General features: G+C 62.1%; 18 protein-coding genes. All 18 read right to left on the bottom strand.

Features of this window, described 5'->3' with window-relative positions; translation table 11 throughout:
- Nucleotides 1–138: 138 nt before the first annotated feature.
- The gene (locus CQ14_RS21410) at nt 139–771 is read right to left on the bottom strand and encodes a hypothetical protein (RefSeq protein WP_057859819.1); all 633 of its coding nucleotides are present in this window, start codon (nt 769–771) and stop codon (nt 139–141) included.
- Nucleotides 772–781: 10 nt separating this feature from the next.
- On the bottom strand, nt 782–1,228 hold the full coding sequence (locus CQ14_RS21405; protein WP_057859818.1) for a hypothetical protein: 447 nt from the start codon (nt 1,226–1,228) through the stop codon (nt 782–784).
- A 32-nt stretch (nt 1,229–1,260) separates the two neighbouring features.
- Nucleotides 1,261–1,398 carry a hypothetical protein gene (locus CQ14_RS43800; RefSeq protein ID WP_156435240.1) on the bottom strand — a complete coding sequence of 46 codons (138 nt, stop codon included), beginning with the start codon at nt 1,396–1,398 and terminating at the stop codon, nt 1,261–1,263.
- Between the two features lie 39 nt (nt 1,399–1,437).
- Complete coding sequence (locus CQ14_RS21400; protein ID WP_057859817.1) at nt 1,438–2,958, bottom strand: hypothetical protein; 1,521 nt, start codon at nt 2,956–2,958, stop codon at nt 1,438–1,440.
- Between the two features lie 28 nt (nt 2,959–2,986).
- Complete coding sequence (locus CQ14_RS21395; RefSeq protein ID WP_057859816.1) at nt 2,987–3,193, bottom strand: hypothetical protein; 207 nt, start codon at nt 3,191–3,193, stop codon at nt 2,987–2,989.
- A 32-nt stretch (nt 3,194–3,225) separates the two neighbouring features.
- The gene (locus CQ14_RS21390) at nt 3,226–3,816 is read right to left on the bottom strand and encodes a hypothetical protein (protein WP_057859815.1); all 591 of its coding nucleotides are present in this window, start codon (nt 3,814–3,816) and stop codon (nt 3,226–3,228) included.
- Between the two features lie 5 nt (nt 3,817–3,821).
- Nucleotides 3,822–4,184 carry a hypothetical protein gene (locus CQ14_RS21385; RefSeq protein ID WP_057859814.1) on the bottom strand — a complete coding sequence of 121 codons (363 nt, stop codon included), beginning with the start codon at nt 4,182–4,184 and terminating at the stop codon, nt 3,822–3,824.
- A gap of 3 nt (nt 4,185–4,187) precedes the next feature.
- Entirely contained in the window at nt 4,188–4,604 is a 417-nt protein-coding gene (locus CQ14_RS21380) for a phage head completion protein (protein ID WP_057859813.1), read from the bottom strand.
- Nucleotides 4,604–5,311, bottom strand: coding sequence for a hypothetical protein (locus CQ14_RS21375; RefSeq protein WP_057859812.1), 708 nt, complete (start codon nt 5,309–5,311; stop codon nt 4,604–4,606). The genes CQ14_RS21380 and CQ14_RS21375 overlap by 1 nt, the downstream gene beginning before the upstream one ends.
- Nucleotides 5,305–6,015: an Ig-like domain-containing protein gene (locus CQ14_RS21370; protein WP_057859811.1), complete on the bottom strand. Its 711-nt coding sequence runs from the start codon at nt 6,013–6,015 to the stop codon at nt 5,305–5,307. Before CQ14_RS21370 ends, CQ14_RS21375 begins: the two co-directional genes overlap by 7 nt.
- 182 nt (nt 6,016–6,197) lie before the next feature.
- Nucleotides 6,198–6,596 carry a hypothetical protein gene (locus CQ14_RS21365; RefSeq protein WP_057859810.1) on the bottom strand — a complete coding sequence of 133 codons (399 nt, stop codon included), beginning with the start codon at nt 6,594–6,596 and terminating at the stop codon, nt 6,198–6,200.
- Complete coding sequence (locus CQ14_RS43795) at nt 6,572–6,979, bottom strand: M29 family metallopeptidase (RefSeq protein WP_156435238.1); 408 nt, start codon at nt 6,977–6,979, stop codon at nt 6,572–6,574. Before CQ14_RS43795 ends, CQ14_RS21365 begins: the two co-directional genes overlap by 25 nt.
- Nucleotides 6,976–7,377 (bottom strand): hypothetical protein, encoded by a 402-nt coding sequence (locus CQ14_RS21355; RefSeq protein ID WP_057859808.1) that lies wholly within the window; start codon nt 7,375–7,377, stop codon nt 6,976–6,978. Before CQ14_RS21355 ends, CQ14_RS43795 begins: the two co-directional genes overlap by 4 nt.
- Nucleotides 7,378–7,411: 34 nt before the next feature.
- Nucleotides 7,412–8,830: a phage major capsid protein gene (locus CQ14_RS21350; RefSeq protein WP_057859807.1), complete on the bottom strand. Its 1,419-nt coding sequence runs from the start codon at nt 8,828–8,830 to the stop codon at nt 7,412–7,414.
- A gap of 45 nt (nt 8,831–8,875) precedes the next feature.
- Nucleotides 8,876–9,622 carry an HK97 family phage prohead protease gene (locus CQ14_RS21345; protein ID WP_057859806.1) on the bottom strand — a complete coding sequence of 249 codons (747 nt, stop codon included), beginning with the start codon at nt 9,620–9,622 and terminating at the stop codon, nt 8,876–8,878.
- Nucleotides 9,623–9,649: 27 nt separating this feature from the next.
- Nucleotides 9,650–11,017 carry a phage portal protein gene (locus tag CQ14_RS21340; protein WP_057859805.1) on the bottom strand — a complete coding sequence of 456 codons (1,368 nt, stop codon included), beginning with the start codon at nt 11,015–11,017 and terminating at the stop codon, nt 9,650–9,652.
- 245 nt (nt 11,018–11,262) lie between these two features.
- Entirely contained in the window at nt 11,263–12,702 is a 1,440-nt protein-coding gene (locus CQ14_RS21335; protein WP_057859804.1) for a PBSX family phage terminase large subunit, read from the bottom strand.
- Nucleotides 12,699–12,989 (bottom strand): hypothetical protein, encoded by a 291-nt coding sequence (locus CQ14_RS21330; RefSeq protein WP_057859803.1) that lies wholly within the window; start codon nt 12,987–12,989, stop codon nt 12,699–12,701. The genes CQ14_RS21335 and CQ14_RS21330 overlap by 4 nt, the downstream gene beginning before the upstream one ends.
- Nucleotides 12,990–13,037: the final 48 nt, after the last annotated feature.

Here is a 13,037-nt window from a genome sequence, read left to right as displayed (position 1 = left end):
CCAGAAGAATGCGATTGCGCGTTTCCGCCTTGTGCACCTTGTGAAAATTATTGATGCGAAAGGTCAACAGCCGAATGCTTAATGGGCGAACGTCGCCAGCCGATGCCGAGTAATAGCGGTATTGCTCGACAACTTCGGCTACTCGTCCGGCGACCCGAGAAAACGCGGCAGGATATCCTTCGAGATGGTGATGCCATCCGCGACCGAGATCTGATTGATCGCCCATGACGGCAATTGCATCAGCGTCGAGCCGAGCGGCTTCGCTACTGTCTCGATCAGCTTGGCGGTCTGTGCCATCGGATTGTCGGCCGCCATCACGTCCTCGATATCGCCATAGGTGCTGGCATGGAATTCCAGTTCGCGGATCGGCTCCTTGCCCGCACCAACCGGAATCGGCGTCCCCAGCTCGTAGGTGATGGCTTGATCGATGCCGTCACCGTCGCGAATGATCTTGCCGGCCTTGCCTTCGTTGTCATCCAGCTTGGCCGAGATTTTCCGCGTGTCGGGGATCGGCAGTTTCAGCACGTCTTCCATCGACATCGGGACGACAGTGCCGTTGATATGGTAGGCGACCTGCCGGATCATCCTGACCCGTCGCATGCGCGCATCGAATGATGTCGGCTGCTTCATCGCCTGCGCTTCGATGATGCAATCGACGAAGCCTTGAAACGTCAGCGGGCGGACTACTGCCCCGTCGATCAGATTGTCACCAAGCTGGAAGTGAATCGGAATCTTCTCCAGCTTGGCCCCATTCAGAGATTTATCGGCCATGTCGACTCCTCTACGCCGCCACCGCGAATGTCGGCGTGATCGGATTCGGCGTACTCTCCAGCGTGCCGTTCGGCAACATCTCGTCGATCTCTCGGAACGAGATAGTCATGGTCACCTCATGGGTGTCGGACTTGTCATCGCCCGTCCCGGTGCCCTGCACGGCGCTATAGACCAGGCCGTTGTAATACTCGACCTGGATCGAGACGTCGCTGCAGCCCTGATACATCGCAAGAGGGATGCGAAGATCCCGGATGACGTTGATCTCCAGCTCGGGATTGGTCGGCTGCCGTTTGACATAGCCGTGCGGCAGCGGATCGTTGTTGTAGGGACAGAGCCGCCACGTCGGCAGATCCTCGGTCGCCAGCTTGTGCGCAATCGGACCGTAGACCGCGTCGGTGTCGCAATCCCTGAAGGTGAGAAGGATGTTCTTCACCCCGACTTGATTGGTGCAGGTCATATCGAATTACTCCTTTCTCCTCCTGGGGGTGGTCAGGCATCCTCGCCCTTGTCGCCGTTCTCGCCCTCCTTGGGCGGATCCTCCTTCGGCTCCGGCTCCTTGACCGGCTCTGGCGCCGGAGGCGGTGCTGGTGTCGGTTCATTTCCGGGAAGTTCTGGATCGCCATACATGTGCGTCACTCCTCGATAAGGTGATTGAGGGCGGCCGGCTCAGCAGTTGCTGAGCATTGCCGGCTGCGCGTTGATGATGATGTTGGTGATGCGGACCGGCGGCCGATAGACGAAGTCGATCCAGAGCTTGCCGGGGATGCCCTGGCACTTCGGCGCCACCTCAAAGTCGGTCTTGAGCTGGATGTCCTGATCGATGTTCTCGAACTCAGAGAACAGGATGCCGATATTCGCCTTGGCCCAGGCACGGAACATGCCGAGGATAAGCTTCGGGTTGGTCCCGCGAATGCCGGCCGGGATCGTGGTGTTCTTGGTGAACAGGCCAAGGCCGACCACCTGGTTCAGCGCAATCGCCGCGGCGTCCGCCGTGGCCGCAGCAAGCCTGCGGCTGTTGACGTTCCACCACGTGGCATTGACCCGGCCGTTCTCGTCGTAACGATTGTTGGTGATGTCGTTGACGATCATCGGCTGGGTCATCGCACCCGTGCCGCCCTGCAATGGCACGGTGACAACAAACCCGGTGGACTCCAGCAGCTGCTGCTCCTCGAAGGTGAAGCACTGGAAACACGATTCTGGCTGACGCAGGCACGACAGTACGCCGAAGTTCGGACCCTGGATCGACATCTCCGGATTGTCGACCGCCGAGCAGCACGACAGCGCTGTATAGGCTGCGACCTTGAGATAGCCGAGAATCGGATCCTCGCAGCACTGCGCCAGCCGGCTGGCTTCAGCCGAGTTGGTGTCGGTGGAAAGGATCTGCCCCAGCGAGCCGGTGTTATACGTGTAGCCGTGACCGAAGCACTGCGGCTTGTCGCAGGACCAGGCGGTGGCGATGTAGGCGATCATCGCGTCCTGGCACTTCGGATCGTCATAGAGCATGCCGATGCAGCAATAGCAGCACTCGCCAAGAATGGCCGCATAGTCCGGCGGTGCCCATGCCGCGCTAGAAGCGCCGACGATGGTCTGGAGGGCCTCTACCGACACGCCCTCCGGCGCATAGTCGCGGCGCTGATGCCAGTTGTAGATCGGATTGAGGCAGTTGCCGACCGTGCCGGCGTTCTTTGCCGTCAGCGTGATGACGCCGAGAGCCGCCACCGCATCGAACGGGAAACCGGCCTCCAGATTGATGGACTGCGTGACAGCTGCCGCGATCTCGTCTGCCGTCATTCCCTCGGTGATGCGGGTCGAGGTATTCCAGCGACCGTCACCCATGAACAAATCGGCCCGGCCGTCGGAGGTCGCTGGCCCGGTGAAGGTCAGCGTATAGACCGCCTTGGTCGTTGCGCCCACCGACAAATCCTTGTGCGGCAACGCAAAGAACTCCAGGGCATTGTTCGGGCAACAGCCGAATCCGACCTTGAGTCCTTCGGCAATCACCGACCCCGCTCCGAACAACTCATCCACATCGCGCAGCGACGGGATCTGGATCAGCTCGCCATCCGCTGCCGTGCCGTCGTCGAGCATCTGGCCTTCGAGCAGGATGCGGCACTTATGGGGGTAGGCGTTCAGCGAAGCATCGAAGCAAATCCGGATGGCGCCGGACCGCAGGCTATCAATTGACATTGTGGTTTACTCCTTTATCGACCGATGGTTATTCGGTGGAGGTTGACGACGTCGACCGCGAAGCCGAGCGGCGCGATGACTTGGCATCGCCCTCCACCTCAAGGTCGCCCCAATGGTCGACCAGCCGCCGGATGTACGGCGTGTCGGTCACCGGAATGAACTTGTCTTCGGGAATCACGCGACCTTCGAAAAATGCCCGCCGACCAGGGCGGGCTCGCACGTAGATCATGGCCATCGCGGGCCTCCTTTTCGTCGGGGTGGAAAAACTCACGGACACGGCTGACATTCGTCGACCTCCTGCTCCTCAGTGCAGTCAGGGATACAGCTGGCCGGCGTACACAGCCTGAAACCGACATCGAACGGGGTGCCCATATCGAGGCTGTCGACACACCACTGGAACGTGGCCACGAAGGTGAAGGTCAATCGTGCCGCCAGCGGATCCGCCTCGACATGAAGGCCACGATAGGCGACGCGCTCGCCGCGTGGGCCTTCCCAATTGACGAAGCCGGCGATCAGCGTGTCGCGGATGTACTCATAGGGATAATAATTCCAGTACGGCGTATCCTTGTTCTTGTGCTGAACCCGCTGCGGCGGCATCCAGAACTCGACCACGAAGGTATCGGTGATCTCGAATTCCGAACTGGAGCTGCGCATCAGCTGATGACCGAGCGATTGCGTGAATGCCACCAGCACCAGCGGCAAGGTCGGGATGTTTTCCTTGGTGATGTCGATGTCGCTGACCGCGACCGAGCGCGGCGGACCGTTCGGATTCTCCAGCTCGGGATAGAACCATTGCGCAATGGCTTCGGCCGCCGCCGGCAGAAACCGCTTTTCCTGGGCGGGCGTTCGCGCGTCCATTGGTGTCACCGCGACCACTCGACCCAGTGTCCGAGCCGGCCGGCGCTCATGCCGGCCTTCAGCGCGTTATCGCTCATCTTGCGGCGGACCATCTTTGAAGTGCCCTCCCGTAGCCAGCGCGAGTAATGCATGTTGCTGCCGATGGTCATGGAATCGTTGGTCACCACGGTACGGATCGAGCCGCGCAGATTGCCGGTCCGGATGTTGGGCCAGGCGCCCGGCGCCGATGCCGGCGGATAATTGCCCATGCCGCCCTTGAAGGCGGCTTCCGACGCCTTCGCCACGCGCTGCAGCCAACTCTTGATTTCGGCGTCGTTCTTGCGGGCATAAAACGGTCGCCACGGCACGAACGAGAACTGGATGTTCACGGCTCAGATCCGGGAGACTTCCGCCGCCAGCTTGCTTTGCGGCGGCGTCGCGCGCTCCGAGCGTTGGACCAGATGGCAATGCATCACGATCCAGTTCTCGTTGTCGTAGAAGCCGAGCACCTTGTACCAGCGCGGCGGCGACTTGCGCCGGACCTCGTAGACCCAGGCCGCCGAAGTGAGGTCGAGATCGACCTTGTAGCGCACCGTGATCAGATGGGTCCGGCGGTCGGCATTCTCCTTGATGGCGTAGCCGTAGGGCGAAATGAACGATGGCAGGTGCGGCTGCGCGTAGATCGCGGCCCACACGGTGGCGATTTCGATGCGCGCCAAGGTCATGACACCGCCCTCCTCGACCACATCCTGCATGGTGCAGAGCGAGATCCGGTTGCGCAGGTCGGAGATCTTGGTGTCGAGCGGCATCAGATCGCTTCGCTGTCGTAGAGGCGCCAGGATTCCAGCGCGCCGGAAACCATGGCGATGTTGTTCGAGCCGGACACGCCGCCGATCTTGGTCGAATTGTCCTTGCGGTTGCGCTGGGTCATCAGCTCGTCACCGGGGTGTTCGATGATCCAGGCGATGTATTGCAGGCAACCGACGACGATGCCCGCCGGCACGTCCTCCATGCAGCGGAAACCGGCCTTGTAGGCCACCATCATGCCGCGGTTGAGCGCGTGCGAGGCACAGGGATCGCAGCAGTTCGTTAGGTCAATCAGACCGCTGCGGATCGGCACCCGGATCGAGCGCGTGTTGGGCGGCACCTGGAACACGACGTTGTCGGCGGGATGGCTGCCGCCATAGAGGTAGACCATGCCGTCGGCGACCGGGTAGCGCAGCCGCATCCTGTAGGTCAGCTTTCCGGGCCGCGAGGGCGGACCCTGGACCGGCTCAACCACGGTACGCTGCCCGGCCAGCAGCATGCCGGTATAGAACTCGGCAGCCTCAATCGAGGACGCCCGATACAGCTCCAACTGCTCGTCGGTCACCCCTGGCACGTCATCGGTCTTGGTGTGCAGGCGGATCATGTCGAGGGACAGGCCCTTGTGCCACTCGAACCTCTCCAGCCGATCCGGTTCGAACGGTGGCTGCCTCGGGTCGTAATGCCGTTCGCCGGTCGTGGCCGTCAGCATTTGCCGATCCCGATGTCGAAACAGTCGGTGCGCGAATAGCAGGTACAGTCGCAATCGAGCGCGCCCTGCAGCACCGTGAGCCGCCACACCTCGCAAAGCTGCGCGGCCGGCGAAACCTTGATCGGAAAGGCGGCGGTGAAATATCGCTGATCGACGACGACGCCGGCCTGATCAATCGAGACATGCGGGGTTACGTCGGCATCCGCGGATGCGACACCGACGCCGATGAAGACTTCCATCACGACCGGCGAATTGACGCCGTCGGCGACCGATACAAAAAACCGCTCGCCGCCCTTATAGCCGCTGTTCGGCGTATAGGTGAACGTGCCGCCGGGATCGAGTATCAGCTTGCCATGCTGCGGACCGTACAGCGACAGCAGCTTGAACGTCAGAGCATCGCCTTCGGGATCTGTGACCTCGCCGTTTAGATCGTCGGCAAGTTCGGTATCGACGGGCGTATCGAACCGGATCATGTTGTCGTTGGGCCGCGGCGGCATGTTGCCACTGGCCGGCACCGGACAGGTATTCATCTGCTCCAGCGAGAATTGCGGCAGACAATGCAGCTGGCCAATCGGAATCGCCCAGGTCGCATAACCGACGCTGACCTTGCTGGTCGTTCCCGGCTCCAGCGACAGCTTCTCGCAGCAGCACTTCTGGCAGCCGTTATTGATCGGCTGAAAGTCATCGATGTTGAAATGCATCATGGCTGCGATCCTCCGTCTAAAGAAAGAGCCCGGAGCAGGTTTGCGACCTCCGGGCCTTCACCCAGCATCAACCGCGGCGGGGCTAGGGGGCGGCCGCGGCCGGACACTGGAAGCATGGCGGCGTCGCGAGCGCCGTCGCGTTGTTCGGCGTGCAAGCGTTCGAGCACCTGACCGTGATCATCTCAATCTCCCTTCCTCTGTTTGCGGCGCGGTCTTTCCGCGTCGGCTTCCGGTTCGTCGACGACAGTGGGCGGCTCAACCGCGGGCGTTGCCGCCGTCGGCTCAGCCGATAGTTGCGCGTTGTAGCTCTGCGCTTCCTGCGCAGTCATGGCTCGCGCATAGCCATTGCGCAGCAGATAGTCCGAAACCTGCACCGGCAGCACCACGTGCATGGTGTCCTTGTCCCAGCGGACCTGGATGATGTCCTGGAAGAAGCCCGGCCGGTAATCGAAGAATTTGATGGCGTTGCCCTGGTCGTCGACGCTCTGACCGCTGGCGACCAGCATCACGCAGCCGACACGCCCGTCAGCGGTTTCCGGTCGCTTGTTGTCGCCGATTACGAGAGCTTCAACGTCGGCCATGTCAGTATTCCTGTGATCAGGCGAAGCATGCGCTCGGGCCATGGCAGATCCGGGCAGATCGTTCGCGTCAGCTTGACCTTGGCGCGCGGATCCTTTGCCGTGTCGACTTCCTGCATGATGCGAACGAAGCCGTCTATGTCGGAGACGAAACTGATCTCACGCTCGGGACGATCTTCAGTGAGCCGCAGCGCCATGGTCGAGAGCAGCTTCGGCTCGGACCCGACCAGAGATGACATGTCGGGAACGTAGGGCGAGAAATGATCGTTGCCCCGCTCACACGCGAACACATACAGCCGCCCGAGTTTGGCGGCTGCGAGCTGGCCCCGAACGACGACCTGGTCGCCAGGGCCAACCCTGATCGCTCGACCGACGGCTACTCTCACCGCGGGCCGGACAGAACAGCCACTGCCTCGACAGCGGCGCCACCAGCAGTCGCCACCAATTGAATGAAGGCGTCCGGCCTGCACGGCAAAGTCGCCGTGCAGATCGAGCCTTTCTTGGTGCCGGCCGGAATGGTGAAGCCGGACTGGGTGGCCCCGGCCGCGCCATACGGCGCCACGCAGGTCAGCACCTCCGGCACGTCGACAAAGGCGCCGGGCGTGCAGGGGTCGGCTGAGTTGGGCGGCGCGGCCTGCACATGAAACACCGCATCGACCGGAAGATCGGCCGTGGCCTTGAAGGTGAAGGAGAAGCTTACGTGCTGGCGGATGTCGATGGGATAGCTGGCAGCGCCATCCCACGCGATCACCCCCTGATGCTGGGTCGCAGTGTTGATGTTCATGGTTGTCTCCTGTGATGTGTGAGGGCTGTCGGTCTTACGGGCCGACCGTCAGGATGCGCGCCGCGGGGCAGCAGCCGGTGAAGCCGCCGTCTTCGGCGCCGAACTGGTACTTGACGCACCAGGCCGAGGACTGGCCCTCCCACTGCTCGATCCACAAGCCGCGCTTGTTGACCAAGTAGTAGGCCTGCGCCCATGAGCCGACCGCGACCAGGAAGTCGCCCGTGGTGAACGGGTTGGCCGCGCTGCCCTTGGTCAGACCCGCGGTGGCATCCGGCAGGCAGTTCGAGATCCGGATCCGCTCGCGGACATCGTCCGGCGAGTAGGTCATCAGACCGTCGCCGAAGATGAAGCGCCCGTTGGCATCGACCATGGCCGCCAGATAGGCGAACATGTTCTGGTGCATCACCGCGGTCACCGCGCCATACTCGACCGGCGCCGAAGCGAAGAACAGCCGGAAGTCGATGTGGTTGAACGTGGTACCGCCGGTCTTCAGCTTGGTGAAGCAGTCCGACGACAACCAGCCGAGCGGCTCGTTGATGCCATCGCCGACCATCAGCGCGCGGTTGCGGTTGATGCGATACGACCGCGAAGCCGCGTTATACATGAAGTCGAGCAACGGATAGTTGGCCTCCGCGAGCACCTTGCGCTGCAGGCAGAACACGCCGCGGAAGTCCGACACCGCGCCGTTCTTGAACTGAACATTGCCTTCCGGACCGTATTCAGCGTCGCACTTGGCGTCGCAGTCGTACTTGCCGATGGCGCCGTAATTCATCACCTGGGGATACATGAAGGTCGATTTGCCGACCGTCACGCTGCCGTAGAGATCGAGCAGCTCCGCACACTCGACGATGCAGTTGACCTCGATGCCGAGCATCTCCGGCGAGAACATCGCGGAGTCGAGGCTCGCCGCATCGAACGCCTTGCGCTCATATTCGTCGAAGGTGCGGACGATCTTGGCCTTGCTCTCGATGCCGACTTTCATCAGCTTGCGCACCGCCGAGCGGTAATGCGCGGCGTTGACCAGGTTCTCCATGTCGGGCACGAAGTCGTCATTGTCGCCACCCTTGAACAGGTAGGCGCGGCGCTGCAGCTCGATGGCCGCCTTGGTGTCGTTGTCCTTGAGGTCGCCGCCGCTGCGCAGCAGCGGGACATCGATCTCCTTTTTGACCTGATCGAGCGCCTGCTGCAACGCCTGCTGCTGGGTGACCAGTTGGGCGTACTCCGCCGCATGCTTGGCGACTTCGGCACGGGTCGCCTCGTTGTCGGCCTTCATGCCCTTGTAGTGGTTGGACAGCTCGGTGTAGTGCGCGTCGGTCTCCTTACGGTTGGTTTCCAGCGCGGTGACGATATCGCCGAGTTCCTTGGTCAGCACTTCGAGTGCGGCATCGGCAGCCGCCTTGTCGGCCGGGGCTTCCTTGGTCAGGAAGACACCCTTGCGGATGTGGGTGTTCATGGTGAGATTTCCTTCGGGAATGTTTGGTGGGAATGACCTCTGTCGCTACCGGAGCGCACGGTTGGCGCGGGTCGCGAGGTCGTGACAGGCCTTCAACATCTGAACATCCAGCAAGGGACGGTCGGGCTGTTCGGCAGGAGGCGCCAAGGGCGGCTGCTTGCCTTGGAGCAGATGCACATTGGTCTTCGCAAACAGGGCGTACCGGTGCGCTTCTGCCCTACTCCGGCAGAGTCCATCGGCGACAAGCGCCTTCTCGAACTCGGCCATCGTATCGACATGCTTGATGAAGGTCATTTCGGCTTCAAGCTGAGCCGGGAAGACGACGACGGACACTTCCATCAGGTCGCCCTGCTTGATGATCAGGTACTCGTCGTCTTCCGCGTCCTTCTCATCGACGTACTCGAATTCCTCCAGCACGAAGCCGACCGAAAAATTCAGGCCGCCATTCTGCCGTGAAGCCTCGTAGAGATCCTTGACGTAGGAGACGTTGAGGTTCAGCTGCGCCTCCAGGCGCAGTTCCTGATCGACCGTCTTCAGCCGCTTGATCACGCCGGCCGGTTTCGACCAGTCGTGAAACGCCAGCAGCTTGATGCCGCGCGGGCCGGACAGGCCCTTCTTCTTGATCGACTTGTCGAAGGCGCCGGCCAGCACCTTGTGGCCGTACAGGTCGGTCGCCGGGGTCGACGCGATGCCGGCGATGAAGCCTTCTGGCGCATCTTCGACCGCATGGGCGGCGGACGCCATGTCGAACTGCAGGCGGTCCCCCGGCTTCCACTGCTTGCGATCACTCATTGTCGGCCTCCACTTCGCGATCTCCCGTTAATTGACGACCCGCATCGGCGGGGGAGCGATCCTGGTCTTGGTGTCTTCATCGTCTGGCTTGTCGTCCGGCTTATCGTCCGGCGCCGGCTTGGAATCGTCCGGGTTGCTGACGTCCTTCGCGGTCCCGGTACCCGACGACAACAGCACCGCCGGGATCTCCGTGGTCGGCTCGTAGCCGAGGATGTCGCGCTTCTCGTTGGTGGTGAGGAAGTTGACGCGTGACAGCGTCGAGCCGAGGTTGGCACGGCCTTCCCACAGCGCCGGAATCGCGTCGAGGTCGAACGAGATCCGCGCGCCGGGCGGACAGATCGCCATGGTCATGCCGGCAGCAATCGGACTGAGGTAACAGGGCGCGATGGTGTCCTGCCAGAAGCTCAGACGAGACTCGTTGTAGTTCGATGCGTATTTGGCGCTGTCGGCACTGCCGAGACCGAGCAGCGCAATCGGCACGCCATAGACGCCGGCAATCTGCCGGGTCATGTCGTCGAGCGGGATCTTGCTGTGAATGTCGGCGAGGTTGTTGTCGAGCTTATCGACCTTGATCGTGGTGTTGTAGAGGAACAGCACGCTGCCGGAATACTCGTCGCCGGGACCGCCCTCCTCCAGGTGTTGCGCCAGCGCGTCGCGCTGCTGCTTGGTCAGCGTCTTCTCGGCGGTGATGACGTACTTGACGTTCGGATGTCCGCTCGCGGTGTCGAGCGCGCGTTGCATCAGCGCGTTGATGATGGCAATCGGCTGCGCGATGCTTTCGATGGCGGCCGGCGCCCTGTTGTATTCGACCAGGCCACTGAGGCTGGGGAACGAGATCTCGGCGCCGTAAGCGATGTTGCCGCCGCGCTTCTCGGCGACGCGCCGCGACGGCAGCGCGGTCATGTTCGATCCGCTGCCATACTCGTAGCCGTCAACCGTTCCGCGTTGGTTGAGAACGCCTTTGACATATTTTGCAGCAAGAGGGTAAAGGCCATTGGGCGAACCGGTCGATCCGACACCCACCTTGAAGTGAGCGCGGGCGTAGAGCATGAGGTTAAGAGCGAGCCAATAGCGGAATTGCTGCTGGGTGAAGGTGTCGTTGGGGGATTTGAGCAGGTCATTGATCGCCTTGATCTTGGCGTTGCCGGCGCGCTCCGCGGCCACCACGTCCGGATCCGCCTCGCAGAACCACGGCACCGCCTGCACGGAAGACGCCACGAAATTGGTGATGCGATAGAGCTGCGGGTTCTGGCGCTGCGCGACATCGGCCGCCACCACGGCAGCATTGGACAGGAAGCGCACCTGCTGGCCGCCCATGATGACGATAGGCGAGATCGGTTCGTCAGCGGCCGGACGGTCCGGCGCTTTCTTGCGGAAGATGTCCAACAGGGCCATCAGGTGGATATCCAGTAGCTAGACCTGGCGCCGATTGTTCGTTGCACGGCGCTGCTGCAGGCTGGCGGACTGCACTACCTGACGGTTTGGCGCGTGCTGCGTCGTGTTGCTGTTCGGCTGCGGCCGATAGTTGGTCGCCATCGTCGTTGCCGGCGCGTGTCCAGCACGCACGGGCGTCGGTGTGCCCCGGCTGGAGAATGATTTTCCGCAACCACATCCCATTTGATTTTCCTGATTTCTGTTGGTTACCAGCGCTTGAAAAGCCGGAAGACGCCGCCATGCGGATCGACACTCGGATCGTCGCCGTCGAGCGAGAAATCCTCCAGCGCGTAGCGCACGGTGTCCCATCCGTGGTTGTTGGCATCGACCGGCGTGGATAGGATCTGTCCGGTGCGACGGTCGGTCATCCAGCTGTAGAGCCGCGCTTCCTCCCGCATCTGCTCGCAGGAGGGATCGATGACGATGTCGTAGCTCTGCAGAAAATTGATGCCGCTCTTGACGCTGCCCGGTCCTTTCTTGGCCTCAGTAACGTTGAGACCGCGGCGGCGAAGAAATTCGATGGTGCCGGGCTGGCTCGAGTCCGCCTTGATCAGATCCTTGTCGCTCTCGATCACGCCGCGCACCAGCATCGGCAGCTCGTCCATCGCGACCCGGCCGGATGCCTCGGCGGCGATGTAGATCTGCTTGCGGTCCTCGTTGATGAACACTTTGGTGATGAACGACGGATCCGAACCGAAACCGAAGTCCAGACCGTAGCGCGCCGGCATGGTGTCCGGATTGACCTCGATCCGCCCGGTGCGGGCGTTGGGAAACACCTTGCTGTCGTGCTTGGTGTCGTACTCGCCGAGCCAGACGTGACGGTAGCGCGCCGGGTTGCCAACCTTCAGCACCTCCATCTCGTTGACCATTTCGGTGTCGCGGAAGAACGGATTGTCGCGGTAGTCGACGAAGGTGACGATGCTTCTTGGTGGTGGTCCTTGCGGACCACGGAAGTAAGCATCAACAGGGTCATCCGGCAGCTCGGGATTCCAGGTCCAGATCAATTCCGAGCCGGCTTTCCTGACTGTAGGAAGAAGTATCTCCATCGACTTGGCATTGATCGTCCGGGCCTCCTCGATCCAGACGATGTCGGCGCCTTCCAGGGACCGGATGCTTTCAATGTTGCGCTCCAGGCCCATGAACAGGAAATCGGACTGCGTCACCTTGTTGACGATGACGCGGTCCTGGACCGAGAACTGATCGTTCAGTTCGAGATCCCGGATCCGCTTCTCGACCAGCTCCTTCGAGGAGTCGCGGATCGAATTCTGAAACTGCCGGCAACAGACGATGCGCTTGCGGCTTTGCAGCGCCTGGACCGTCAGATAGGTGGCGACCGACCAGGACTTGCCGGATCCGCGGCCACCGGGCAGCGCCTTGTGCCGGGCCGGCGCGAACAGCGTGCGCTGAAACTTCTCGCCCATCGCGATGGTGAGACCACGTTTCGGCGGCTCCTCGGGCGGCGGCGGCTGCACGAACGGCGCCGCCGGCTCGGTGATCGGATCGACATCGAGCAGCGTCTTCGGCTGGCGCCAGCGGTCCTGCGGTCGCTGCGGCTTCAGCTTCGCTTTGGCAGCCTTGATCTCCGGTTCGGGCTTCGGTTTGGGCTTGGCACTGGCTTTGGCGCTGGCCTTGCCCCGCGGCTTCATCGCAGCGCCACCACGGTCAGGATAACAGCGAGGTTGGCGACGGTGCCGAAGGCAAGGCCCAGCACGACCCCGACTGCAATCCCGCGAAACAACAGGCAGCACGGGCAATCGGTGAACAGGTACTGCGTCAGCCGGCTGGTCCAGTGCTCCGGCGACTCGCACCAGCTCGGCAGGAACTTGTACGAGGCCCAGGCGAAGGTGTTGCTGACGGCGTTGTCTTCCCAGTCGACCAAATGCGAGTCGGGCGCATCGGTATGGCGCGGATCGTCGGCAGGACGAAACTTCATGGCGCAAACGCCAGCGTGATCGCGAGCACCGATATCGCGAGCAGGAAC

The sequence above is a fragment of the Bradyrhizobium lablabi genome (assembly GCF_001440475.1).
Lineage (GTDB): Bacteria > Pseudomonadota > Alphaproteobacteria > Rhizobiales > Xanthobacteraceae > Bradyrhizobium > Bradyrhizobium lablabi.
Note: the sequence above shows the minus strand (reverse complement) of the source record. Positions and strands in the feature narration are given on the sequence as shown.

Coding starts and splice junctions, on each gene's coding strand:
- CQ14_RS21395 (WP_057859816.1), bottom strand. CDS start 3,193: ATGGCCATGATCTACGTGCGAGCCCGCCCTGGTCGGCGGGCATTTTTC.
- CQ14_RS21375 (WP_057859812.1), bottom strand. CDS start 5,311: ATGCTGACGGCCACGACCGGCGAACGGCATTACGACCCGAGGCAGCCA.
- CQ14_RS21380 (WP_057859813.1), bottom strand. CDS start 4,604: ATGCCGCTCGACACCAAGATCTCCGACCTGCGCAACCGGATCTCGCTC.
- CQ14_RS21390 (WP_057859815.1), bottom strand. CDS start 3,816: ATGGACGCGCGAACGCCCGCCCAGGAAAAGCGGTTTCTGCCGGCGGCG.
- CQ14_RS21350 (WP_057859807.1), bottom strand. CDS start 8,830: ATGAACACCCACATCCGCAAGGGTGTCTTCCTGACCAAGGAAGCCCCG.
- CQ14_RS21410 (WP_057859819.1), bottom strand. CDS start 771: ATGGCCGATAAATCTCTGAATGGGGCCAAGCTGGAGAAGATTCCGATT.
- CQ14_RS21345 (WP_057859806.1), bottom strand. CDS start 9,622: ATGAGTGATCGCAAGCAGTGGAAGCCGGGGGACCGCCTGCAGTTCGAC.
- CQ14_RS21330 (WP_057859803.1), bottom strand. CDS start 12,989: ATGAAGTTTCGTCCTGCCGACGATCCGCGCCATACCGATGCGCCCGAC.
- CQ14_RS21405 (WP_057859818.1), bottom strand. CDS start 1,228: ATGACCTGCACCAATCAAGTCGGGGTGAAGAACATCCTTCTCACCTTC.
- CQ14_RS21400 (WP_057859817.1), bottom strand. CDS start 2,958: ATGTCAATTGATAGCCTGCGGTCCGGCGCCATCCGGATTTGCTTCGAT.
- CQ14_RS21370 (WP_057859811.1), bottom strand. CDS start 6,015: ATGATGCATTTCAACATCGATGACTTTCAGCCGATCAATAACGGCTGC.
- CQ14_RS43800 (WP_156435240.1), bottom strand. CDS start 1,398: ATGTATGGCGATCCAGAACTTCCCGGAAATGAACCGACACCAGCACCG.
- CQ14_RS21355 (WP_057859808.1), bottom strand. CDS start 7,377: ATGAACATCAACACTGCGACCCAGCATCAGGGGGTGATCGCGTGGGAT.
- CQ14_RS21340 (WP_057859805.1), bottom strand. CDS start 11,017: ATGGCCCTGTTGGACATCTTCCGCAAGAAAGCGCCGGACCGTCCGGCC.
- CQ14_RS21365 (WP_057859810.1), bottom strand. CDS start 6,596: ATGGCCGACGTTGAAGCTCTCGTAATCGGCGACAACAAGCGACCGGAA.
- CQ14_RS21335 (WP_057859804.1), bottom strand. CDS start 12,702: ATGAAGCCGCGGGGCAAGGCCAGCGCCAAAGCCAGTGCCAAGCCCAAA.